The organism is Streptomyces sp. NPDC039430 (genome assembly GCF_055639435.1).
Map to the genome: position 1 here is coordinate 198,425 of NZ_JBVKAK010000009.1, position 23,353 is coordinate 221,777.

General features: G+C 72.1%; 21 protein-coding genes and 1 pseudogene. 12 read left to right on the plus strand and 10 right to left on the minus strand.

Features of this window, described 5'->3' with window-relative positions; translation table 11 throughout:
* Window positions 1–73: 73 nt before the first annotated feature.
* From ACZ7LS_RS23320 to ACZ7LS_RS23345, 6 genes are all read right to left on the minus strand, one after another.
* On the minus strand, window positions 74–1,315 hold the full coding sequence (locus ACZ7LS_RS23320; protein WP_385130723.1) for a DUF6895 family protein: 1,242 nt from the start codon (window positions 1,313–1,315) through the stop codon (window positions 74–76).
* Window positions 1,312–2,148 carry an ABC transporter permease gene (locus ACZ7LS_RS23325; RefSeq protein WP_385130726.1) on the minus strand — a complete coding sequence of 279 codons (837 nt, stop codon included), beginning with the start codon at window positions 2,146–2,148 and terminating at the stop codon, window positions 1,312–1,314. Before ACZ7LS_RS23325 ends, ACZ7LS_RS23320 begins: the two co-directional genes overlap by 4 nt.
* Entirely contained in the window at window positions 2,145–3,263 is a 1,119-nt protein-coding gene (locus ACZ7LS_RS23330; protein ID WP_385130729.1) for an ABC transporter ATP-binding protein, read from the minus strand. Before ACZ7LS_RS23330 ends, ACZ7LS_RS23325 begins: the two co-directional genes overlap by 4 nt.
* Before the next feature lie 41 nt (window positions 3,264–3,304).
* The gene (locus ACZ7LS_RS23335) at window positions 3,305–4,660 is read right to left on the minus strand and encodes a lanthionine synthetase C family protein (RefSeq protein ID WP_385130732.1); all 1,356 of its coding nucleotides are present in this window, start codon (window positions 4,658–4,660) and stop codon (window positions 3,305–3,307) included.
* Entirely contained in the window at window positions 4,657–7,857 is a 3,201-nt protein-coding gene (locus ACZ7LS_RS23340; protein ID WP_385130735.1) for a lantibiotic dehydratase, read from the minus strand. Before ACZ7LS_RS23340 ends, ACZ7LS_RS23335 begins: the two co-directional genes overlap by 4 nt.
* 104 nt (window positions 7,858–7,961) lie before the next feature.
* Window positions 7,962–8,135 carry a gallidermin/nisin family lantibiotic gene (locus ACZ7LS_RS23345; RefSeq protein ID WP_365744204.1) on the minus strand — a complete coding sequence of 58 codons (174 nt, stop codon included), beginning with the start codon at window positions 8,133–8,135 and terminating at the stop codon, window positions 7,962–7,964.
* Window positions 8,136–8,402: 267 nt separating this feature from the next.
* On the opposite strand from ACZ7LS_RS23345, the gene ACZ7LS_RS23350 reads away from it, so the two are divergent.
* From ACZ7LS_RS23350 to ACZ7LS_RS23380, 7 genes are all read left to right on the plus strand, one after another.
* On the plus strand, window positions 8,403–8,960 hold the full coding sequence (locus tag ACZ7LS_RS23350; RefSeq protein WP_382669829.1) for an RNA polymerase sigma factor: 558 nt from the start codon (window positions 8,403–8,405) through the stop codon (window positions 8,958–8,960).
* The gene (locus tag ACZ7LS_RS23355) at window positions 8,957–9,904 is read left to right on the plus strand and encodes a hypothetical protein (protein WP_382873693.1); all 948 of its coding nucleotides are present in this window, start codon (window positions 8,957–8,959) and stop codon (window positions 9,902–9,904) included. The genes ACZ7LS_RS23350 and ACZ7LS_RS23355 overlap by 4 nt, the downstream gene beginning before the upstream one ends.
* A gap of 321 nt (window positions 9,905–10,225) precedes the next feature.
* On the plus strand, window positions 10,226–10,867 hold the full coding sequence (locus tag ACZ7LS_RS23360; RefSeq protein ID WP_385130739.1) for a hypothetical protein: 642 nt from the start codon (window positions 10,226–10,228) through the stop codon (window positions 10,865–10,867).
* Window positions 10,864–11,661 (plus strand): hypothetical protein, encoded by a 798-nt coding sequence (locus tag ACZ7LS_RS23365; protein WP_382669838.1) that lies wholly within the window; start codon window positions 10,864–10,866, stop codon window positions 11,659–11,661. Before ACZ7LS_RS23360 ends, ACZ7LS_RS23365 begins: the two co-directional genes overlap by 4 nt.
* Entirely contained in the window at window positions 11,658–12,575 is a 918-nt protein-coding gene (locus ACZ7LS_RS23370; RefSeq protein ID WP_382522713.1) for an ATP-binding cassette domain-containing protein, read from the plus strand. Before ACZ7LS_RS23365 ends, ACZ7LS_RS23370 begins: the two co-directional genes overlap by 4 nt.
* Window positions 12,572–12,970 (plus strand): DUF2511 domain-containing protein, encoded by a 399-nt coding sequence (locus ACZ7LS_RS23375; RefSeq protein ID WP_382522710.1) that lies wholly within the window; start codon window positions 12,572–12,574, stop codon window positions 12,968–12,970. Before ACZ7LS_RS23370 ends, ACZ7LS_RS23375 begins: the two co-directional genes overlap by 4 nt.
* A gap of 111 nt (window positions 12,971–13,081) precedes the next feature.
* Window positions 13,082–13,834 carry a helix-turn-helix transcriptional regulator gene (locus ACZ7LS_RS23380; protein ID WP_385130743.1) on the plus strand — a complete coding sequence of 251 codons (753 nt, stop codon included), beginning with the start codon at window positions 13,082–13,084 and terminating at the stop codon, window positions 13,832–13,834.
* A 326-nt stretch (window positions 13,835–14,160) separates the two neighbouring features.
* Here the strand turns inward: ACZ7LS_RS23380 and ACZ7LS_RS23385 are convergent, their stop codons facing one another.
* Window positions 14,161–14,886 carry an ABC transporter ATP-binding protein gene (locus ACZ7LS_RS23385; RefSeq protein ID WP_382669849.1) on the minus strand — a complete coding sequence of 242 codons (726 nt, stop codon included), beginning with the start codon at window positions 14,884–14,886 and terminating at the stop codon, window positions 14,161–14,163.
* Window positions 14,887–14,888: 2 nt separating this feature from the next.
* Window positions 14,889–15,692, minus strand: a complete 804-nt coding sequence (locus tag ACZ7LS_RS23390) for a lantibiotic immunity ABC transporter MutE/EpiE family permease subunit (protein ID WP_382873705.1) — start codon at window positions 15,690–15,692, stop codon at window positions 14,889–14,891.
* Window positions 15,693–15,952: 260 nt separating this feature from the next.
* Here ACZ7LS_RS23390 and ACZ7LS_RS23395 point away from each other — a divergent pair, with 260 nt between their 5' ends.
* Window positions 15,953–16,261 (plus strand): hypothetical protein, encoded by a 309-nt coding sequence (locus ACZ7LS_RS23395; protein WP_385130747.1) that lies wholly within the window; start codon window positions 15,953–15,955, stop codon window positions 16,259–16,261.
* Window positions 16,262–16,366: 105 nt separating this feature from the next.
* Entirely contained in the window at window positions 16,367–16,618 is a 252-nt protein-coding gene (locus tag ACZ7LS_RS23400) for a hypothetical protein (RefSeq protein ID WP_382522695.1), read from the plus strand.
* 260 nt (window positions 16,619–16,878) lie between these two features.
* Here ACZ7LS_RS23400 and ACZ7LS_RS23405 read toward each other — a convergent pair whose 3' ends face one another.
* A complete protein-coding gene (locus ACZ7LS_RS23405; RefSeq protein ID WP_385130750.1) occupies window positions 16,879–17,718 on the minus strand; it encodes an SDR family oxidoreductase in 840 nt (279 codons plus the stop codon).
* A 92-nt stretch (window positions 17,719–17,810) separates the two neighbouring features.
* Here ACZ7LS_RS23405 and ACZ7LS_RS23410 point away from each other — a divergent pair, with 92 nt between their 5' ends.
* Window positions 17,811–18,182: a winged helix-turn-helix transcriptional regulator gene (locus ACZ7LS_RS23410; protein ID WP_385130753.1), complete on the plus strand. Its 372-nt coding sequence runs from the start codon at window positions 17,811–17,813 to the stop codon at window positions 18,180–18,182.
* Window positions 18,183–18,339: 157 nt separating this feature from the next.
* Here the strand turns inward: ACZ7LS_RS23410 and ACZ7LS_RS23415 are convergent.
* Window positions 18,340–19,501: pseudogene (locus ACZ7LS_RS23415) on the minus strand (FAD-dependent oxidoreductase).
* 54 nt (window positions 19,502–19,555) lie between these two features.
* Between ACZ7LS_RS23415 and ACZ7LS_RS23420 the strand changes: the two are divergent.
* Together ACZ7LS_RS23420 and ACZ7LS_RS23425 are read left to right on the plus strand one after the other, a co-directional pair.
* Window positions 19,556–20,248 carry a TetR/AcrR family transcriptional regulator gene (locus tag ACZ7LS_RS23420; protein WP_382669864.1) on the plus strand — a complete coding sequence of 231 codons (693 nt, stop codon included), beginning with the start codon at window positions 19,556–19,558 and terminating at the stop codon, window positions 20,246–20,248.
* A 195-nt stretch (window positions 20,249–20,443) separates the two neighbouring features.
* Window positions 20,444–23,227, plus strand: coding sequence for an ADP-ribosyltransferase (locus ACZ7LS_RS23425; RefSeq protein WP_385130756.1), 2,784 nt, complete (start codon window positions 20,444–20,446; stop codon window positions 23,225–23,227).
* The last annotated feature ends 126 nt before the right edge of the window (window positions 23,228–23,353 follow it).

Genomic DNA, 23,353 nt, shown 5'->3' on the forward strand with positions numbered 1-23,353 from the left:
ACAAGTGTCGGCCCCGCGCCCACGGGTTCAATCGCGGTGTCCGTGGCAGGCCCCGGCCTCGGCCGAGGGCCGTTCAGCCGGTCCACGCGGCCAGTAGGGCCGCCGCCCTCCGAGGGATGGGGTGGTCGGAGCGGCCGAGCTGTTCGGCGGCTCGCAGGACTTCCGCGAGGGTGTCCGGGTCGTGGGCCTGGACCCCGAGCACCAGCAGCGGGTCGAGCCGGCCGGCCCAGGCCGCCCGGACGGCGGCGGGGGCGGTGGCGGCGGTCGTGGAGACCTCGCGGGCCCAGGCGCGCACGCGGGCGGGATCCGCGGACGGCATCAGGGGGCCGCTGGGGCGCCGTGCGGGACGCTTCCGGTCTCTTCGTACGGTGGCCGCCAGGGCCGCCGCCGTCGTCGTGTGGTAGCAGGTACCGAAGAGGTACGCGGTGGCCTTGTCGCCCTGGAGAGCGGCCAGGACCTCGGGGCGGTGCACGGGGCCGGGCACGGCACCGTCCGGCCGGGCCGCGCGGGCCAGCGCGTTCCAGCCCTCTCCCGGCAGCGGGTCCATGACGGGCCCTTCGCCCAGGGCCGCCTCGCACAGCAGCATTTCGGCCAGGAGGTCCAGGCTGCCGCGCGCCAGGTGCACGCCGAGCAGGACGCGTACGGTCTCGCGGAGGCGGGCCGTCGGCTCGGGTCCGCCGAGATCGAGGGGCCGGTGGCCGAAGTCCGTCGCGTAGAAGACGACATGGGTGAGGGCGTAGGTCTCGCTCTCGCTCAGCTGGAGGACGTCCGGGTCCAGTGCGGCGATGCTCTCGCGATGGAGCGCGCGGGCCTCGGGCAGGCACGCCGGGGCGGTGAAGCCGCCGCGGTCCACGAAGTAACGGAGTTCGATCCGGTTGAGCACCGGCTTGTACGGCTGGGCGTGGGCGCCCGCGTCCGCCGCGAGCAGTGCCTGGCACGCCGCGCAGGACTCGGCGCGGGGGCGTCCCAGCAGCTCCAGCAGGGCGATCAGATTGAGGTGGTACGGGAAGAAGGCGTCGCCTGCGCGCAGTCCGCGCGTGAAGGACGCGTCGGAGGCGGCCCGTTCGGCGAGGTCCAGGGCGCCTGTCGCGAGCGGGGCGTCCTTGGCGAGGACGCCCGCACGGGCCAGGACCCGGACCAGGCCGAGGAGTTCGAGGAGCGGGCCGGGGCGGAAGGGGCGACGGGGCAGGAACTCCTCCCACCGCTCGGGCGCGAACCACTCCAGCCGGTCCTCGATCCACCGCAGGGCGCCCGCCAGAACCTGGTCGGCCGCCTCGTCCTCGGCGAGTGACGGCGCCGACCGGGCGCCGCTCATCGCGCGCTCCGGACGCGCAGCACGGCCAGAACCGCGACCAGGATTCCGGCGAGGGCGCCGAGGTCCCCCCACCACGGCAGCAGGCCGCCGTCGCCCAGCAGGGTCTGGCGGGCCAGGTCGACGGCGTACGTCATGGGATTGAGGTGCATGATCCAGGCCAGCCAGTCGGGGGCGTCCCGGGCGCTGAAGACCGACCCGGAGAGGAACAGCATCGGGAACATGGCCAGTTGGACGGCCGCCTGGAGCGTCTGCACCCGCTTGATGACGGTGGCCAGGCACAGCCCGATGACGCTGAACACGACCGCGGCGAGCGCGTAGGCGCCGACCGCGGCGGTGAACCGGCCCGGCGTCAGCTCGACCCCGGTCAGGGGGGCGAAGGCGAGCATCACGACGCTCTGCGCCGTCACCATGCCCGCCCCGGCGACCACCTTGCCCAGGGGCAGACAGATCCGGGGGACCGGGGCGACGAGGAGTTCGCGCAGCACGCCGTACTCGCGGTCCCAGGCGTACGTCTGGCCCGAGGCGACGCCGATCGACACGACCTGGATGGCGATGATGCCGGGGAAGACGTACGCGCTGAACGACACGGAACCGACCGAGCCGATCATGCCGTTGAAGCCGACGGCGTAGACGAGGACGAAGAAGAGGATCTGCACGCCCTGGCTGACGAGCATTCCCGGGCGCTTGACCTGCCGGAGCAGATCGCGGTGGGCGATGACGCCGATGGCGCGCAGTGCCACGGTCAGGCGGCCGTCCTCGGAGCTGGACTCATGGCTGCCGGACTCATGGGCGCCGGGCTCATGGGCGAGGCCGGGGGCGGGGGTCGTGGTCACGGCGTGCTCCCGCCTTCCTGCCGGCCGTTCTCCTGTCGGCCGCTCTCCGGCCGGCCGTCACTCTCCCGTACGGCCGCGGCCGCCAAGTAGACATCGTTCATGGACGGGTGGTGGACGGCGACGGTCAGACCGGGCACGTCGAGGGCGCGCACCACCTCCGCGATCCGCGCCTCGGGATCGGCGCAGTGCACCGCGACTCCGCCGGGTTCGTGCAGCGGAGCGAAGCCCGCGGCGCGCAACTGGCGGGCGGCGGCCTCGTCGTCGGCGCAGGACACCACGATGCGGGAGGAGTCCAGGCTGTTCTTGAGCCGTTCCAGGCTGCCCTGCCGCACGACCCGTCCCTGCCGCAGGATGACGATCTCGTCGGCGTACTCGGCCTCGTCCATGTAGTGGGTCGCGTACAGGACGGTGACACCCAGCCGGTCGCGCAGACGCAGGAGATCGGCCCACACGGTGGCCCGTACGGAGGGGTCCAGACCGTTGGTGGGCTCGTCGAGAACGATCAGGCCGGGGCGGTGGAGCAGGGCGCGGGCGATCTCGACCCGCCTGGCCAGCCCGCCGGACAGCTCCTCGATCGGCCGGCGACGCCGGTCGGTCAGTTCGAACAGGTCCAGCATGAGGTCGATACGGGCGCGGGCGTCGGCCCGTGTCATGCCGAACAGCCGGGCATGGAACCACAGGTTGCGTTCCACGGAGAGTTCCTTGTCGAGGGTGCGCTCCTGGAAGACGAGGCCGAGCCGGCGGCGGGCAGCCATCGGGGCCGTCAGCACGTCGTGCCCGAAGACGCGGACCGTGCCGGAGTGCGGCCGGGAGGCCGTCGACAACACGCCCAGCAGGCTGGATTTCCCGGCGCCGTTGGGGCCGAGGAGCGCGGTGATACGCCCCGGGGGAGAGCTGACCGAGACGCCGTCGACGGCACGCACCTTGCCGTAGCGCACGACGAGGTCCCTCAGCTCGAAGGCCGCCGGTGCGTCGGAAGGCAGGCCGGAAGACAGGCCGGTGGACACCTCGGTGGACAGGTCGGCGGACACCTCCGTGGACAGGCCGGTGGACACCTCCGTGGACAGGTCGGCGGACAGGTCGGTCGGCAGGTCGGCGGACAGGTCGGTCGGCACGTCGTTTTCCTCGATTCGTTCGGTGTCCGGAATCCGGAGGTTCAGACCAGTCCCAGCGTGCGGTCCCACGGCAGTGGCCCCTCATCGACCGGCAGCAGGGACAGCGCGACTCCCGCCGCGCCCTCCAGCAGCCCCGCCGTGTTCACGGCCCGGTGCGGCACCGGTGAGAGCGCGGCGGCCGGGAAGCGCATGAGGTGGCGGAAGCCGAAGGGGGCGTCCTCGTCGGCGCAGTCGAGGACCTTGGCGGTCAACCGGACGCGACCGGCGCGCAGTCCGGGGTCGCCGGTGGCGTGCGCGGCCCTGGCCACGACGCGCAGCAGTCCGGCGTGGCCGTGGCAGACGGTGGCGCCCTCGATCGCCCACTTGGACTCGTCCCGCCGCAGCGCCGCGTGCAGTGCGTCGACGGCGGCGGTGCGCCAGGCCGGCCGGTCGAAGGCGGTCCCGGCGTGGAAGAGCGCGGCGGCGACGCCCGGGGCTCCGTAGCACCAGGCTGTTCGGGTGAACAGCTCGCGCGGCCGGTCGACGGCCAGTTCGTCGTCCCAGCTCACCCGGGCCGGCCAGTACGGTCCGGCCTCGTCGTGCAGCGTCCAGCCCAGCAGCCAGTCGGCGATCCGGTGCGCGGCGCCGTGCAGTCCTGGCACCCGCTGACCGGCGGCGTGGGCGGAGCCGAGCACCGTGAGCGGTCCGGCGATGCCATGGGCCAGGCCCAGATTGAAGTCGCCGCGGGGATAGGTGTGCCGGTCGCGTGCGCCGAGCTGGAGTGCGGCCGGTACCCACCAGCCGGGGACCTCGTGGCCGTCGACCCGGACGGGTTCGGTGAGGCGCACGAGGTGGCGGAGGGAGTCGGCGAGGGCGGACTCGACGCCGGGGCCGGTCTCGGCCGGGTCGGCCGCCGAGTCCAGGAGCAGGCGGGTGACGCCCGAGACCCCGTTGATCAGGTCGTACGCGGCCCAGTCGACACCGGTGCCGCCGTTCGCGGCGCGCTCGCGGAAGACGTGCAGCCGCTCCCGCTGGTCCCGGGCGACCCAGGCGGCCAGTTTCCGGCGCAGTGAGCCGTAGTGGCCGGCCGGACCCGCGCAGCTCTGGGCGGCGGCGAGCAGCGCGGCGGGGCCGGAGAACAGTCCGCGGCTCGGCGCGGAGTTCATCGCGCGTCCCGCGGCGGCGATGTACCGGTGGGCCACCTGCCGCCAGGCCTCGTCGGTACGGGCCAGCTCCGCGTAGAGGAGCGCGGTGCCCGTCAGGCCGTTGGCGAGGGTCATCGGCCCCCACATGACGGAGTCGTAGACCGGGTCGCGGTTGTCGTCGCGGGAGGCGACGGCGGCGACGTGCGCGGGGTCGGCGAGCCGGTCGGCGACCAGGGCCACCGCCTCCCGGGCCCCCAGCATGGCGGTGTTCACGAGGTATGGCTCCGGCGCTGGAAATTGTCCTGGACGGCGCCCCGGGCGATGCCGAGGACGGTGCGCTCGCGGGCGCTCTGGCCACCGAAGAGGCGGTTGCAGACCATGTGCAGCAAACTACCGACGACGCGGCCCTCGGGCGTGCCGCCGGAGTCCCGTACGGCGTCGGCGAGTTGACGGACCGCCGCGTCCCGGGCGCGCAGGGCCGCCACGGCGGCGGCGCCGGCGGGGTCCAGGCGGGGCCAGCCGCCGTAGGGGTCGAGGGTGCGGCGCCAGTGGGCGGCCCGGGTACGGAAGGCGGCGGGCAGGTCCCGGCGCGAGCCGGTCATGGAGAGCCAGGCCGCCGCCGCGTCGTCGCCGAAGTCCGCGGTGAGCAGGGGGTGGTGGGGCGGGGGCGGTCCGAAGGCGTGGGCCAGCGCGGCGCAGGAGAGGGCGGCGAGGTCATCGACCGTGTGGGGGTTCGCCGGGTCCTTGGCCAGACGCAGCAGGTCGAGGGCGGCCTCGCTGTCGTACTGGAAGACCCGCTCGGCGAGCCGCTGGGCGGCCGGGCCGCCGTAACGCTCGGTCTCCGGGTCGTACTGGGCGACCGTGTGGCCGCGCAGCAGGCCCTGCTGGCGCCAGCGCTCCAGCAGGGCGCCGAGCGGGGGCGCTACCGAGCCCCACAGGACCTCGGGCCGGGAGCCGTGCAGGCGCAGGCGCAGGTGGTGGCCGGCCTCGTCGGTGTAACGGATGAAGAACCAGCCGTCGGCGCCCTTCCCGGCGGCCAGCGCCACCAGTTCGGGGACGTGGCGGCACAGCAGGTCGTCCTGGGCGCGGGCGGAGCCGTGCAGTTTGACGTACAGCCACTCACCGCCCAGGCCGTGCACGGTACGGGTGGGCTGATGGCGTCCGGCATACGGCCGCAGCCGGGGCAGGCCCCTCTCGCGGCGGGCCAGCGGGACGACCAGTTCGACGGTGTGCCCGGCGAGCGGGCTCTCCAGCCAGCCCTCGTAATCGCCGGGGACCTCCTGGGCGATCAGGTCGGGGTGGCGCAGCACCTGGTCGCGCAGCAGCTCACGGTGCCAGGCGTCACCGAGGTCGAGCAGCAGGCGCTGGTCGGCGGTGACGGCGAGGATCCGGCGCGGTACGTCCCAGGCTTCACGCCAGTCCGCGACCGCGCGGTCCCAGTCGGCGCCCCGCGCGTCCGCGGCAGACGCGCGGGGTTCGTCCAGCCGCCACACGGCGCAGGCCAGCACGAAGGCGCCGTACCGGACGCGGGGGACGAAGGGCGCGTCGGCCAGCGGCCCCCAGTTCCATGGCTCCCACAGCCGTTGCCCCTCCAGGCCGATCTCCCACAACAGCCGTACGGCGTTGGGGGCCTGGGCGGGCGCGCTGACCATGTTGCCCAGTACGGGCACGATCTCGCGGCCGGTGGGCAGATGGACGGCGGTGAGCCGGTCGAGGGTGGCGCCGACGCCGATGTCCGACAGGCGCAGTTCCTCCGTGCCGGACACATCGGGCACGCCGACGCTGATGCGGCGGCCGGTGGCCGGAGTGGTGTGCGCCAGGTTGGCGGCTCTCCCCGAGCGGGTGCGGAAGGCGAGGTCGACGGCGACGGCGTCCGCCACGTGCACCGGGTTGTCCCGGTGCAGCGCGGCGAACTCGGCACGCCAGGCGGGGTGCAGGTCGGCGAACCGGGCGAAGGTCGACCCGGCCCGGTGCGACCCGGGCGAGGGCGACAGGAAGACGAGGATGTCCCCGTCGTCCAGGGCCTCCAGCGAGTCCGCGGCGACCTGCACCGTCACCTCCGCGGAGCTGGGCAGCTCCGCGGGATCGGCGCTGTCGTGGCACAGCTCGTCGAGGTCCGCGTCACCGAGGACCGCCTCGCGCCGCCCGGCCCGCTGCGCCGCGGCCACCAGCCGGGCCATGGCCCGGTCCCGGCGTGCCGTCCGCGGGGTGTCGGGCGCGGGGCCGGGCGGCGTGTCGCCGTTGGGCCAGCCGTAACCGGCCGGGGCGCCGAGGCCCGTGGACTCGTCCAGGAGATCCAGGACCGGTACGAGGCGGTCGGCGCCGTACACGTCGAGGAACCGGCGGTGGTAGTCCCGCAGTGCGAACAGCCCCAGCTTGGGGCGGGACAGCCGCCACATCACGTCCGTGGCACGCTCGATCACCTCCCGTACCGCGTACGGCAGATGCAGGGCGCTGTCGAGGCGGGTGTCGATGTGCAGGGGGGTGTCGTCCGGCTCCGCCGAGCGCGCCGTCTCCAGCAGCCGGCCGAGTCGCTCGCGCCCGGCACCGACGTCCACTGCGTCGTACGCCTGCCGCTCGCGGTCCACCGCCAGCAGCGCGGTGCGGAGGCGGCGGGTCTCCTCGGACGCCTCCGCCACGGGTGCGAGCAGGTCCAGTACGTGCCGCAGTGGGTCGCCGCCGTCCAGGGGCGGACGTAATCCGGTGATGAGGATCTCCTGCCGCACCAGCTCGCCGATCAGCGCCCGGATCTTCTCGACGGGGGCGCCCGGGAAGGCGTCCGCGAGGCGCCCGGCCAGTTCGCCGTACGGCAGTGGCGCCGCGGCCTCGGTCACGGCGCGCTCGACGACGGGTGTGTGGGATACGGAGACCGTGGACCGGGTCTCGCCGCCCTCGGTGAGGCGGACGCCCTGAGCGGAGGACGAGGTGAGGACCAGCCGGTTCCCGCGTACGGCCAGGGCCTGGTGGGCCTGGACGGTGAGGGTGGACAGGACGGCCGGGTCCTGTTCGAGGCGGTGTACGAGCCGGGTGAGCCACTGCATGTCGGCGTGGGTGCGGGTGCGGTGTGCCGTGCCGCGCTGCAGCTTGGCGGTGGAGTCGAACTGGCCGGTGGCCACGCCGGCGAAGAGGCCGAAGGGGGTGGGCCGGGTCCGCATACGGATGTCGTAGCGCAGCACCGCGAGGGCGGCCCGGCGCAGCTGTCCCGCCTTGATCCCGCGCGGGCCACGCTCCGTGACCCGGCGGACCATGGCGCTGAGGCTGGGCGAGGCCAGGTCGAGCGCCTCGCTCAAGGCGGGGTCGGCGTGGACCGAGCCGAGCAGGGCGGCGCAGGCGTCCAGGTCCTGGGGACCCGCCGTGGGCAGGGGCAGGCCGGGGGCGTGCGGTGCCATGGGCGCCCGGTACAGGAAGATGTCCCCGGCCTCGAACAGGTGCTCCGGCCGGCTCCGGTGTTCCGGTGACGATGCCCCCATGGTGTGCTCCTCCTTCTCGTCCTGCCGTTCCGGTCCGCGTGCCGGGAAAGGCCCATGGGGCGGGGCGGGTCCCCGCCCCATGGCTCCTGTCGTGTCGTGTGCCGTCAGCAGCAGTGGCTGCAGCCGGAGCCGCCGCCCTCGCTGGTGCAGCCAGGGGTGCACCACGAGACGCTGGTGATGGCCGGACCCGCGACCGACTTCTCGACGCCGATCTCCAGGTCGAGGTCGAACAGGTCCGTGTCCTTGGCGGACAGGACGGGTGCGTTGATGCTGCCCATGCGGATACTCCTTCGCAAGAATCGGACGAATGTGTGTGAATCGCGATCCAGTCATCACCGAACCATGGGCGTTCGCGGCCGGACAACAGCTCCGGACCGGAATGGCAGCGATGGCAGTCCTGTGGCAGGGGCATCTTCGAGGGGCGCTGAGGGGCGCGTTTGACGGGCGCGTTTGAGACGGGGGCAGCGCCGGTCGAGTTCCGGCCAGAATCGTCAGGAACGGCACAATCCGTGAACCGGACCGGCTCTTTTGGATACGTATGGGGTGTGTGTCCGGACGAAGCCCTGCTCGCCGCCGTTGCCGCCGGCGACCAAACCGCCCTGCGTGTCCTCTACGAGAGGCATGCCGCCGCCGTGCTCCGTCTCATCCGCAGACTCACCTCCGACCAGGGCGTGGCGGAGGAGATCCTGCAGGAGACCTGGCTCGCGGTGTGGCGCTCGGCGACCGCGTTCCGCGGCGAGTCCTCGGTCAAGGGGTGGGTGATGGGCGTGGCCAGACGGCAGGCCCACAATCAACTGCGTCGCGCCCGGCCGCGGTTGACCGACCTGGCCGAGGCCAGGGACGTGCCGGATCCGGCACCGGGCGTGGAGGACCAGATCATGCGGGACGCCGAGCGCGCCGAGCTGATGACCGCCGTGGCGGCACTGCCGGAGCATCTGCGCGAGGTGCTCACGCTGGTCCTGGTCGAGGAGCTTCCCTATCCGGAAGTGGCCACCGTGCTCGCGATCCCGGTGGGCACCGTCAAGAGCAGAATGTCCCAGGCGCGACAGCGGCTGGGCCGCATGCTCGCCGCCGGGCGGCTGGAAGGAGCGGAACGACGATGACGACAGAACACCTCACGGACGACGCCCTGGCCCGCCTGGCGCACACGGCACCGCGCGACCCGCTTTCCCCGGGGCACCTGGCCGGATGCGCCGACTGCCGTACCCGAATGGCGGCGTGGCGGGAGATCGGCGCGGCGGTGCGGGCGGAGGCGGCGGAGCGCACCGTGTCCCCGCCCTCGTTCGAGGTGCTGTTGGGGGGCGTGCTGGCGGGGGCGGAGGCACGGACCGCCGCGGCGCCGGACGACGCCAACGCCGGAAACGTTCCGGCTGTCGTGCCGGGAAGCCGTGCGGCCACCGCACCCCCCACCCCGCGCATCGGGGACTCCGTGCGGACGACCTGGCAACTGGTCGTCCGGCAGGCCGCGTTGATGCCGAAGAGCTGGGCGCCGCTCAGCGCGGCCGGCTTCGTGGGGGCGGCGCTGCTGGCGTCGGCGCAGGTGCACGAGCGGTTCGGGCTGCGGCTGTTCGCCGCGGTGGCGGTGCTGCTGGTGATGCTCGGTGCGCTGATGGCGGCCTCGCCCCGCTGGGACCCGCGACGCGAACTGCTCCTCACCCTCCCGGTCCCGCCCACGGCCGTGTTCCTGGCCCGGCTGACGGTGGTGCTCTGCGTCGACGTGGCGCTCGCCCTGCTCTGCTCCACCCTGGTGGACGGGCCGCCCGGCTGGTCGCGGGTGGTCTCGGCCTGGCTCGGGCAGTCCCTGCTGGCCGCGTCCTGCGCCCTCGCGGTCTCCGTCAGGTTCAGCCCGGCGGCCGGGGCGGCCGCGGGCGGGACGATATGGCTGCTGGGCGTGGTGAGCGGCCCCCAGGGGATCTTCTCCACCCCGCTCGACGCCCTCCTCGGTCCCCTGCTGTCCACGACTCCCTGGACGCCGGCCCTGGCCGTGGCCCTCCTGGGCTGGGCCGTCGGCGCCATGCGGACCTTTCCGGACGCCACCTCGCGGTAGCCGGCCAGATGCGCACCCGGCGTCCACCCCCTGTGCCATGAACCTCGGGGCGCTCCGCCGCTACGTACAGGGTGTACCGCCACCAGGGCGTGTTGCGGTAGTCGCGCCGTCCGCCCGCGGGCCAGGCGGGACTTCCGCGACACGCCCCAGGGGCCGGCGCCTCCGTAGCCGACCGCGAACGGCGGTACGCCACCCGTGCCATCGGGGGGCCTGACGACAGGAAGGGAGCAGCGCACGGGAAGCCGGCCACCCGGCCACAACCCGCCACGGGCACAACAACGAGAAAGGAAAACGGGGTCAGGAAGATGGTGGAGCCGTGACATGACCGCTGCGACACGGTGGACACACGAGGCACGCCGCTGCGGGAGACAGGCCTTCCTCCTCCCGGTACTGGCGGCACTCCTCGCCTACCTCACCAGTACGACCGGTTCCGGCGCCGGCGTGCTGCTGGGCCGCTCCCTGCTGAGCTGCGCCCTGCCCGCTGCCACGGCACTGGCCTGCGCGGCCGTGGTGGCACGCGAGCAACTGCTTGAGCTGCACCTGTCGTTGCCCACCCGCTACCCGCTCGCCGTGGCCCGCCGCCTGTCCTGGCCCGTCACCGTCGCGGCCCTCGCGGCGGGGGTGCTGGTGACGCTGCTGGCCCTCACCGGGCCCCGGGAGTTCGACCCGGCGGCCGTCCTGCTGGAACTGACCGGACTGACGGTCCTGCTCAGCGGCGGCGCGGTCTGGGCCACGGTCCGGTTCGGGTCCGCCGCCCCCGCCACCGGCCTGGTCGTGGCAGCCGTCCTGGCCAAGCTGATGCTGGTCGACCGGATCGTGCCGGACGGGACCGCACAGGCCCTGCTCGCCCTGCCGGCCGGTGCCCTGCTCACCGTACGGGCTCTCAGGGCCCTCGAACCCGGGCGGGCGGGCGCCCGGCTCGACCGGGGCACCGCCCCGTACACCTCCGACGGGGAGACATGATGGGCGCACTGCTGTGGACCCTGCGGTACGAGGCGCTGATGGCCGCCCGACGCAAGATCGTCTGGGGCGCCGTGGTGCCCCTCGCCCTGCTGAGCCTGCTGCTGGCCGTGTCCTCGCCCGCCATCATCGGGCACACCGACGCGACCGCCAGAACCGGCGCCGCCGCGGTGCTCGTCAACACCTTCTGCACGCTCGGCGTGGGCATCGCGCTCGCCGATCTGCTGCGCAGGACCCTGGAGACGCGCGGCATGGCCGAGCTGCTCACCGCCACCCCGGCCGCGGCGGCGGCCCGCACCGCCGGGACCCTCGCCGGTCCGCTGCTGACCGCGCTCGCCCCGGTCGCCGCGCTGTTCCTGCTGTACGCGGGGGCGGTCGCGGCCACCGAGGGCTCCCCCGCGCCGCTCGGCTCGGCGGTCCTCGCGCTCCTGACCGCCATCCTCCCCGCGGCGGCACTCGCCACAGCGCTCGGCGGGCTGCTCGGCCTGCTGATGCCGGTGGCCGTCGCGCGGGCCGTCCTGGTCATGGTCTGGCTGTGGGCCTGCCACTTCCCGCCGTCGTTCTCACCGGTGCCCACGGTCACGGGCACCGTCCTGTCACCGCTCGGCGGCTATCCGCTCGTCGCCTGGGTGCATGCCCCGACCGTATGGGCGACCCGGGAGGGCACCGGAGCCCTCCGCCCCGCCGTGAGCGACACCACCGCGCTGCTGAACCTCGCCCTCGTCCTCGCGACGGCCCTGGCCTGCCACGCGCTCGGCCATCTCGTCGCCCGTACCCGACGACACGGAGCATCATGAACATCACCACGGAGCAGCTGACCAAGGTCTACCGTGGCGGGCGCCGTGCGCTGGACGCTGTCGACCTGCACGTCGACAGCGGCACCGTCGGCCTGCTGGGCGCCAACGGGGCGGGAAAGACGACCCTGTTGCGCATCCTCACCGGCGTCCTGCGGCCCACCTCCGGCCGGGTCACGGTCGCCGGCCACGACCTGTCGACGACCGCCGGCCTCACCGCCGCCAAACGCGCCCTGGGCTACCTGCCGCAGGAGCTGTCCCTCTACCCCGACCTGACGGCACGCGAGTTCCTCGACTACATCGCTGTACTCAAAGGCATCCACGACAAGCGGGAACGCCGCCGCCAGGTAGCGGAGCGGCTCGCCGAAGTCGGCCTGGAGGACCGGGCGTCCGAGCGACTCGCCGGCCACTCCGGCGGCATGAGACGGCGTATCGGCATCGCACAGGCCCTGCTGGGCGACCCGTCCGTACTGATCGTGGACGAGCCGACCACCGGACTCGACCCACACGAACGGATGCGCTTCCGCGCCCTGCTCGCCGGACTCGGCGGCGGTCGCACCGTCCTGCTCTCCACCCACATCCTCGACGACGTGGCCCAGACCTGCTCGGAGGTGGCCGTACTCGCCTCCGGCCGGCTGGTCTTCCACGACACCACCGCCGCGCTGATCAGCCAGGCCGCGGGCCACACGTACGTCGTCCGGGCGGGCGGGCCGGGGTCCGGGCCGCCCCCCGGCGCACAGGTGGTCAGCGCGGTCAACACGGCCGGGGAGGCCGAGTACCGCATCGTCACCGCCACGCCGGCGCCCGGCGCCCGCCCGGTCGAGCCGTCCCTGGAGGACGGCTACGCCGCACTGCTCGCCGCCGACAGCACGACCCGAGACAACCGCACGCTCCGAGACGAAATGACCGGCACATGATCGCGAAAGCCCGAACCCGCACCACCGTCACCGCATCCGCGCTCACCGGCCTGATCCTGCTGGCGCTCACCGCCTGCTCGGGCTCCGGTCGCAGCGACCCGGCCACCGGGGATCCGGTGCCGCTGCCCAGCCCCACCACCACGAAGCAGGCGATGAGCGAGAAGAACCTCGGCTACATGTGGCCGCTGAACGTCGATCACGGCACCGCCGAGTGCCGCGACGGCGACCAGGCTGTCTTCACCGTCCCCGACGGCACCACCTACGCGCTCAACGACCGTGCCCGAGAAGCGGGGTACGCGGACATCGGTCCGGTACGCGCCTCCGGCGACGGAGGCGGCAAGGTGAGTATCGGTGTCCTGCTCAGCCGAACCATGAAACTCTGCGGGCCCGCCTGACCAGCGGACCGGCACACGGACAAGACCACCACGCCGACAAGACCACCGCACGGACAGGACCGACGACCGCGACAAACAAGAGGGATCCACAACACACGGGGGAACAACGCAGTGCACGAGTCCCAGCCTTTTCATGTATTGGTCCATGCCGGCCTCAGGAGTCATTTCGACTCGGCGGGTTCGGCGGACTCACCGTTCGAGACGCTCCGCCGCAGCCTTGACCACGTCGACTTCGTCGACGAAGAGGAACTGAACGCTCCCGGTGGGCTCAGCCTGCCGGTGCTGCTACCGGTCAACAGCGAGTTCCAGGCCGAGGAACTGCGCACTCTGCGGGTACGGCACCCGCTGTCCCTGCTCATCGCCGTCACGAACGACCTCTCGGGCCACCACACCTACTACGCCATCCGCTCCGGCGCGAACTTCGTGTTCAACGTGGCCATCTCGGGCGAGAGCCAGATCGGCATGGTGCACGCGCAACTGCGGGCCCATGCCATCACCCATGCCTACACCCGCACCATCACCCACGCCGACGGTCCGGCCGCCGTCCCCGCCGACGCCCGGCCGGCCCCCGTACGCGTCACCGAGCAGAGGGTCACGCGGCCCGTGGCCCTCCCCGGCCTGCACGCGGCGGGAGCGCCGACGGTCCCGGATCTGCACCGGGCCGACCGGGAACTGGTCCGCCAGCTCCGCACGTCCATGACGGTGTCGGAGATAGCACGCCGTCACTACTGTTCCGAGCGGTCCATGTACCGCCGCATCCGCAGGCTCTACGACGAACTCGGCGTCCGGGGCCGTGCCGAACTGATGTCCGTCATCCCGGCACCCGCCGATACCGACGACCGCGTCCGGTCACAGGCCGGCTGAGCGGCCCGCCGCACGGCGGGGCCTGCCGGGTCATGTCCTCCGGCCCCGATGACGTCTCCGGCCCCGGGATGTGCCGGAGGCGTCCCGGAAAGGGTCGGTGCCGGAGGGCTGTCCCCGGAGCCGGGCGGCCGGTGAGGGAGCTGCCCTGGAGGGGGTTGCTCCGGAGCTGGAGAGGGGTGCCCCGGAGCGGAGGGCGATACCGGACCTGGCCGTACTGGCCACGGCCGCCGTACCGGACCTGGCCGGACCTGGCCGGGCCGGACCTGACCGGACCTGGTCGGGCCGGACCTGGCCGGACCGGACCTGGCCGTCCCTGAAGGGGCCGTTCAGCGCACGCCCGCATCCGCGGTCTCCAGCAGGCGGAAGAACCCGGCCTCCAGGTCACCGTCGTCGGCGAGCCCGGCCAGCGGACCCTCGTACTGTGTCCGCCCCGCCACCAGGACCTGCACCCGGTCACACACCTGGGCCACCTCCGCCAGCTGATGGCTGGCGATCAGTACCGCCACGCCCTCGCCGGCCAGCGACCGGATGATCCCGCGCATCTCCCGGATGCCCACGGGATCGAGCCCGTTGGTCGGCTCGTCGAGGATGATCAGCCGCGGTCGCGCCAGCAGCGCCACGGCGATGCCCAGCCGCCATCGCATCCCGAGGGAGTACGCGCCGACCTTGCGGTCACGCGCCCCGGTCATCCCCACCAGGGCGAGGGCCGGCTCGATCCATTCCTTCGGGACACAGCGCAGCGAGGCGTGCAGCCGCAGCGTCTCGTCGCCCGTCAGCGTCGGCCACAGACCGGGTACCTCGATCAGCGCGCCGACCCGCGCCAGCGCCTCTCGCCCGACCGGCCCGCCGAACAGCTCGATACGGCCCGACGTGGGACGCTGCAGACCCAGCACCGTCTTCATCAGGGTCGTCTTGCCTGCGCCGTTCGGCCCGAGCAGGCCGTAGACCTCTCCCTGCGACACCGTGAGGTCCACGCCGTCGAGGGCACGGTGGCTGCCGTAGTGCTTGTGCAGCCGCCGGATGGACAGCGCGGAAGTAGCCGTCGTCGGCATGGTCAGATCTCCTTACGGCTCATGTGCGCGCTGCCGACGACCAGCAGGACCGCGGTCAGCGAGACGGCGAGGGCAACGGCGAGCGGGATCGCCGACATGGCGGTCACAGGACTGCCCTCGGGCAACGGCACCCCGTTGGGCCCGATCCCGGCCAGCGGCAGCACCACTCGCATGGGCCAGGCGAACGGAACGGCGTACCAGAAGTCCTTGTCCGAGACGAGCGCCCCGCACAACAGCCCCGCGACACCCACCCCAATACTCGGGCCCGTGCCCCACATCACCGCGACCAGCACGGCCAGGGCCGTCATCGACAGCCCCACCAGCCAGGGCAGATAGACCGCCGCGACCACCGTCCCCATCGCCCCGGGGAACTTTCCGCTGATCATCGCGCCCAGTGACAGCATCACCAGCAGCACCGTGGAGGACACAAGACCGAGCACGCCCAGGGCGGCCACCTTGCCCATGAAGTACCGGCGGCGCGGGACACCGTACGACAGCAGCAGCCGCCAGGCGTCCTGGTCGGCGCGGACCGTCAGCGCCGCGGCGAGCCCCGCCGTCATCGGCACCAGCACGCCCCAGAACTCCAGCGTCACATTGCGGAACACCTCGAAGGTCTGCCCGGCCTTCGCCTCGGAGGAGCCGAGCGCCCCGAGGAACAGCGGAACGGTGATGACGATCGGCGCGAGCAGGTGGTACCAGGGCACGAATCCCCGCTTGTTGCGGGCCAGTTCCGTGCCCACCACGGTCACCAGCGAGGGGTTGTCGCGCTGCCCCGTCAGGGGCGGGTGGGCCGTGTCGTACACCATGGGTCTCCTCCGGGGTCGTGGTCGCTACGACCAGTACGTAGCGGTGGAGGCCGCGTCGGTTCAGAGCTCGGCGCGGACCGTACGTCGTTGGCAGTCCGTGGCAGGTCCGCCGGTGTGGCAGTCCTGCGGCTGCCACCCTGCCGACGCACTGCCAACCCGGCTGTCAGCCGATGCGTTCGGCGGGTGCGGGTGCGAGGGTCGGAGGCGCTGCGGCTGCAAAGAACGCACGTCCCGTGCCGCACCGAACCCAGGAGGACCCCGTGAAGAAGTTCCGTACCGCGCTGACCGTGGGGGCGATGACCCTCGCGCTCGGCGGCCTCGTCGCCCCCGCCGCCTCCGCCACGGCCTTCCCCGAGGCCGCTCAGCGGGGCGGCATCTCGATCCAGCGCACCTGGCACGCGACGGTCCAGTGCCAGATTGTTCGCATCAGCGACAACAACGCCGTCGGCTACGACCGCGCGGACGGCAGCGGCAACTCCAAGCAGGCCGCGATCAACGACGCCAAGCGCAACGTCCCCGTTCCGCCCAACCACTACAAGCGCCACTGCGACGCGAAGCGCGTCTGGTAGCGTCCAAAAAGATCGTCCGAAAAGGGCGGGAGGCGCCCGATTCGCCCCCGCCCCCTTTTGTCCACTTCTTCATTCACTTCAACGAGTGTCAGCGGGAAGGCCGGCGTGTCCGAAGAGCGGAGCATCTGGGAAGTGCGGCTGGGCGTGTACGCCACGCGGCAGCAGGCCGACGAGATCAAGGAGCAGATCACCAGAATCCTCTGCCCGGACCCCGACCACGCCCCGCCCTGTCCGGTCCCATGGTCGGTCATGACGCTGCACGGGTCGGACCTGGACGAGGAGGACCCGTATCCGGAGCTGGTGGAGCAGGCAAGGATCGAGCAGCCGGGCGGGGACGGGCCGAAACCGCAGAAGTAAGCAAAAGCAGCACCGACCCGCATAACCTCCCGGGTCAGCTCCGTGGTCCCCGCGCAGACGGGGGTGGTCCCCGAGCATCTCCGTGTTCATTGGACGCGCGGGCCCGCCCCGTCGGCAAACGATCGTCGCCGACAGGGCGGGATCCGATCGGAATGTTCCTGGGCCGGCACGGTCAACGGCGTTGGCCGCACGGCGATTCGGCGCGGCCGAAGCGTCGGTTCCGGCCCGGCCAGGGCCATGTCAGCGCCCTGCGAGCGGTTTCAGCGGAACGCGGCGGCATTCCTGGCGGCCCAGTCGGCGAAGGGGCGCGGTGCGCGGCCGAGGACTCGTTGGACATCCGGGCTGACACGCAGCTCGGCCGGGCTCGGGGAGCCGAGGATGTCCAGAGTGTCGTCGGCGAGCTCCGCCGGCATGCTCTGGGTCATGGCGGCCTTCGCCTCGTCGCGGGTGAGCTCGTGGAACCTCACCGGCGAGCCCAGCGCGGCGGCGATCGCCTCCGTCTGCTGGCGCGGAGTGATCACCTCCGGGCCGGTCAGCTCGTAGGCGCCGCCGGTGTGCCGGTCATCCAGCAGGCAGGCCGCCGCGACCGCGGCGATGTCCGCCGGGTCGATGATCGGCACCCCGACGTCGCCGAAGGGTGCGGCGACGACCTGTTGCACGCGGACGGACTCGGCCCACCACAGGGCGTTGGAGGCGAAGCCGCCCGGCCGCAGGATGACCCACTCCAGACCGGACTCCCGCAGCGTGTCCTCCAGCGCGCGCATCGCGATCCGCGTGGTGCCGGAGGGCCTGGTCACCACGCCCAGCGTGGAGAGCAGGACGACCCGGCGGACCCCGCCGGCCGCGGCTTCGCCGATGATGTCGGCAGGGTTGGCGCCAGTGGCGTGCAGGTCGCCGGACAGCAGCAGGAACAGCGCCTTCGCCCCGGCCAGCGCGGACTTGAGGCTGTCCGGCTCGGCCAGGTCCGCCACCACATGGCGGACGCCGTCCGGTACCGCCGACGCGTGCCGTGACACCGCCGTCACCTCCTGGCCCGCCTCGGCCAGCGCCTGCGTCAACGGCCGGCCGATGTTCCCGGTGGCTCCGGTCAATACGATCATGATCTGCTCCTTGGCGGATGTCCTCTGTGGCCGTCACGCTAGGAGCACGGACTAACTATTGGTAAGGACATACCTTGAGGTAAGCTCATGACATGGCGGGAGGCGTGCAGCGCAGACAGGCCGAGGTCGGTGAGCGGTATGACGTGTTTCACACCGACTGCCCCGCGCGCGACATGGTCGACCATGTGACCAGCAGGTGGGGCATCTGGGTGCTGATCTCCTTGCGGAGCAACGACCTCCGGTTCTACGAGCTGCGCGAGAGCATCCAGGGCATCAGCGAGAAGATGCTCGCCCAGACCCTGCGCGCGCTGGTTCAGGACGGCCTGATCTGGCGGGAGGTCGAGCCGACGTCGCCGCCCCAGGTCACCTACGGGCTGACCGAGTTCGGCCGGGACATCGGCGAGCCGCTGACGGAGCTGTTCGACCGGATCACACGGCGGCTGTCGCCGACCACCGCGGGATAGCGCGGTTGCGGGCTGGTGCACATCCGCGGCGAGTGCACATCCGCGACTGACGCACATCCGCAACAGGTGCACATCCGCGACGCGAAGGGTGACGTGCTGAGCGGTTGATCAGGTCCGCCGGACGGTTCGCCGGCGCTCTCGCTCTCGCGCCTGGCGGTCAGGATGGCCGTACTTCGTCCTGGACTTCGTCGAAGAGGGCGAGGGCTTCGGCGGGGTCCGGGCTCACGAGGCGTTCCAGGCCGGTCGTCGTGATCTTCGCCCACCCGCCGGCCCGTGCCCACATCTGTTCCTCGAAGGCACGGACGGCCTCGTCGAGATCTCCGGGGCCTGTGGCGATGGACTCGGCGAGTTCGGCGCCTTCCAGCATCGCGAGGTTCGCGCCCGCCCCCAACGGGGGCATCAGATGGGCGGCGTCGCCCAAGAGCGTCACCCCGGGGACATGGGCCCAGGTGTGGGACACGGGCAGGGCATAGAGGGGACGGTGGACAAAGGCGCTGCCGTGGCGGAGGAGGTCGAGGACGGGAGCGGCCCAGCCGTCGAACAGGGCCAGCAGACTCGATCGCGCGGCCTCGGCGTCGGCCAGGTCCAGGTCCAGATCCAGGCTCTTGTGCCAGTCCAGGTTCTCGTGCCAGTCCAGCGGCGCGCGGAACTGCGCGTACACCTTGACGTGCCCGCCGCTGTTGCGCTGGGCGACGAGCGCTCGGTTCACGCCGTACACAGCCACGGAACCGTCGCCGATCAGCCGGGCGAGATCGGGGTGGCGGGTGTCGACGTCGTCCAGGGCGGTCTCGACCAAGGTGACGCCGGTGTAGTGCGGCGTCACCGACGAGACCGCCGGACGGATCCGGGACCAGGCACCGTCCGCGCCGACCACGAGGTCGAACGTCTCCTGCCGCCCGTCCGCGAAGTGGACCAGTACGCCATCGCGGGTCCCCGGCACCACCCGCGTCACGCCCTGCCCCCACCGGACGTCAAGAGGGCCGAGCAGCAGGTCACGGAGTTGCCCGCGGTCGATCTCGGGATTGGCCCGGTCATCCGGCTGGGGCCGCCAGTCGCGCAGGACCGTCCCGGCCGTGTCCAGGATGCGCATCGCCTGCCCCTCGGGACGGGACAGCGTCCGGAACTCCGCCAGCAGCCCCGCCTTCTCCAGCGCGAGTTGGCCCAGCCCTTCGTGCAGGTCCAGCGTGCCGCCCGGGGGGGCGGGCGTCGGGGGCCGGATCGCGTTCGAGGACGGCGACGGGGACGTCATGGCGGTGCAGGACGCGGGCGAAGGTAAGGCCGGCAGGACCGCTCCCGACCACGGCGATGCGATGTCTCATGTCGATACACTGTATTGATTCATTACGATGCATCGCAACCGTACGATGTGAACCATGACTGTGTGGGACCGGCCGGAGCCGCCGACTCGCCCCGTGCCGCTCGACCGGGAGCGGATCGTCGCCGCCGCCATCGCGCTGGCCGACGAGGACGGGCTGAAGGCGGTATCGGTGCGCAAGGTCGCCGCCCGGCTGGACGCCGGTCCGATGCGGCTGTACGGATACATCGCCACCAAGGAGGAGCTGTTCGACCTCATGGTGGACGAGGTCCACGCCGAGATTCTCCCCGAGGAGGAGCCCGGCGACTGGCGGGAGGCGCTGCGCGTCCTCGCCCACCGCACCAGGCAGACCGCTCTCCGCCATGAATGGCTGGCCGACCTGCTCGGCGGCCGCCCGACCCTGGGCCCGAACGGCCTCGCCGTGGCCGAGTCCACGCTGGCCCCCCTCGACGGCCTCGCCGACATCGACACCGTCATGCGCGCCGTGGAGACCGTCAGCGCCTACTTCACCGGCGCGATCAGGCGTGAGATCGCGAACCTGCGGGCCGAGCGCGCCACGGGCCTGTCCAAGCACGACTGGCAGCGCGCCTCCGGGCCGCATCTGACGAGAATGCTGGCCACGGGCAGCTTCCCGGTGCTGACCAAAGCCGTGTACGACGGCACGGACGTGGACGCCGAGGCATCCTTCGCGACCGGCCTGGACTGGGTCCTCGACGCCGTGGCCGCCAAACTCACCCCGCCGCCGGTGTGACGCCCGGCTCTTGCCGAATCTGAGCGAGGTCGCGGCCGGCGTCCACGGGCCGTGCGGGCTCGCGCCGCCCCCACTTCATGGCGTCGGTGGTGCCATCGGGGCGCCGGGAGCGTCCGCTTCCAGGTAGCGCATGTTCCACCGCACCACGGCGGGGAGCGGGCCCGAGATAGGCCCGTGGGCCCTAGGAATGGGGCCTTGCGCGTACGTACCGTGCCGACGTATACGGCACGGCTGGACGCCTGGGCCGGACATCTTGAGCGGTTCGGCTGGAAGGGTTTCCCCGTGTCGGAGTCACAGGACTTGGCGTTCCGGGCCGGCATACCAACGCACCGTTGGGAGTTGCCGAGATCACTCGCCGTGACCCGGTTTCTGCTCTATCTGATGTGCGCCCTGACGCTGCTGGGCGGCATCGGCGTGCTGAACTCGCTGCTGGAACTGGGCACTCGCGTCACGCCGACGCTCTCTCTGCTGGCGCTGTACGCGGTGGCGCCGGGTATCGCCGCCGTGATCCTGGCGCGGCGCCTGTGGACCGGTGGGAAAGCCGTCTGGCTCGCGTTGATCGCTCTCCAGGCATGGCTGCTGATCGGCAGCATCGTCAATCTGTACGGGGGCTCGGCGCGCGGGCTCAGCCAACTGCTGCTGCCGGGTGCACTGCTGGCGCTGGTCGGTGCGGGTACCAGCCGGGCCTGGTTCGAACTGCCCGCGGAACAGAGGGCGGTGAGGCCGCGATGGACGCGCGAGCGGTTGCGCCGGGACGCGATCCCGTCGACTCCGCACGTGATCGGCTGGCGCCGGAACCGCGGTCAGACGACGGCCGAGTACGCGGGCATGATCGGCCTGGTGGCCCTGATCATCGGCGCGCTTGTTCTCAGCGGCGTGGGACCCCAAATCGCGAACGGCCTCCAGACAGCGGTCTGCAACATCCTCGGCAGCTCCTGTGAAAGCGACACGGTCGCCGGGGGCGGCGGCGAGTCGGGCGGCGGCGAGTCGGGCGGTGGCGAGTCGGGCGGTGGCGGTGACTCCGACGGCGGGAACAACGGCGGTGGTGACTCGGGCGGCGGCTCAAACGGCGGGGGTTCGGACGGTGGGTCCGACAGCGGAGGCTCGGACGGCGGAGGGTCCGACGGGGGCTCCGACGGAGGCGGGTCGGACGGCGGGGGGTCCAACGGTGGTTCCGACGGCGGCGGGTCCGACGGTGGGGGGTCCAACGGCGGAAGCTCGGACGGTGGGTCCGACGGCGGAAGCTCCAACGGCGGCGGGTCCAACGGCGGAGGAAGTTCCAACGGCGGCTCCAACGGCGACGGGTCTGACGGAGGCGGGTCCAACGGAGGCGGCTCCAACGGAGGCGGGTCGGACGGAGGCGGGTCCAACGGAGGCGGCTCCAACGGAGGCGGGTCGGACGGCGGAGGCTCCGACGGCGGGGGCTCCAACGGAGGCGGGTCGGACGGCGGAGGCTCCGACGGCGGGGGGTCCGACGGAGGCGGCTCGGACGGCGGCAGCTCTGACGGCGGTGGGTCCGACGGCGGTTCGGACAGCGGCGGGTCCAGCGGCGGCGTTGAGTGCAACCCCGTCATGGCCCCCTGGGGCATCATGCAGAGCTGCACAGAAACAAACACCGGCGGCTCCGACAGCGGCGGAGGCTCCAACGGCGGAAGCTCCAACGGGGGCGGCTCCAACGGGGGCGGCTCCGACGGCGGTGGGTCCGACGGCGGAAGCTCCGACGGCGGAAGCTCGGACGGCGGAAGCTCGGACGGCGGAAGCTCGGACGGCGGCGGATCAAACGGCGGCGGATCAGACGGCGGTTCAGACAGCGGCGGGTCCAGCGGCGGCGTCGAGTGCAACCCCGTCATGGCCCCCTGGGGCATCATGCAGAGCTGCACAGAAACAAACACCGGCGGCTCCGACAGCGGCGGAGGCTCCAGTGGCGGCTCGGGCGGAAGCAGCGGCGGCAAGAACGACGACAAGAAGGATGACAACAACAAAGACGACAACAAAGACGACGACCAGGACGACGACAAGAAGAATGACTGCCTGAACGGTTCCAAGGTCGCGTTCTCCGGCCCGGTGAGCACGGGCGCAGCCGGTGATGGGCGCTACACGCTTGCCTCGGCTGCGGTTCGTACGCGTGTGGGCGCCGGGGGTGTTGTCGTCAGCGGCGTCGCGCTCGCGGCCGATCCCGGAAGCGCTTCGGCGATGGACATGGTTCAGTCACTGTCCGGATTCTCTATCGCTGGCGTCGATACGTACCAAGACGCGGAGGACAGGCTCCGCAACGCTCTCGGGCTCACTGATGAGCCGAGGCCAGAGCCGGAGCCCGAACCGGAGCCGGAACCGGAGCCAGGTGGGGGAAATTGCTCCGAGCGCCCGAACCCGATGACCGCGCTGGACGACGTCCCGAAATACGGCTCCACCGACAGGAAGGACTGGGCGCAGAAGGTCGAGGAGATCGCTCGCCAGAACCCGCTGACGAAGGACTTCACCGCCCAGGACGCGCTCATCGTCGCCGACTACACCGGCTCCTGGGCCGAGGACGCGAACAAGTACCTGCGTGGTCAGCCGATCCCCGGCAGCCGTGCGAATTCGGTCCCGAAGTTCATCGAGCGCATGGACCGCGCTCTGGACCATCTGCCGCCGGTCGATGGGACGTTCTACCGGGGCACGTTCATGCCGGACGAGTTGCTGGAGAGGTTCGCCAACGGTGACGAGGTCGAGATGCCCGAGTACCTCAGCACGTCCAGCGACCCCGCCAAGGCCGACCGCGCCGCCGAAAACGCGAAGAGCAACGGCAGGAAGGGCGAGAATGTCGTGCTCGAAGTCACTACGGACAACGGCCGCAACATCGATCCCCTTTCCCGCTACCAGGGCAAGGAGTCGGAAGTCCTCATCCCGCGCGGCGGCAAATTCGTGAAGACGGGCGAGAAGACGAAAATCATCGGTGGCAAGGAATACAAGGTCATCGAGGTGAAGCAGGTCGGTTGAGCCTTGCGTACGGCTCTGTGCGGTGGCCGGCCGGTCACCGCACAAAGACGTACGCCACCAGCGGCCGACTTTTCAATCGGCGATTCACCACCCCGGGTTAACCGACCATCCCAACACCACCACCAC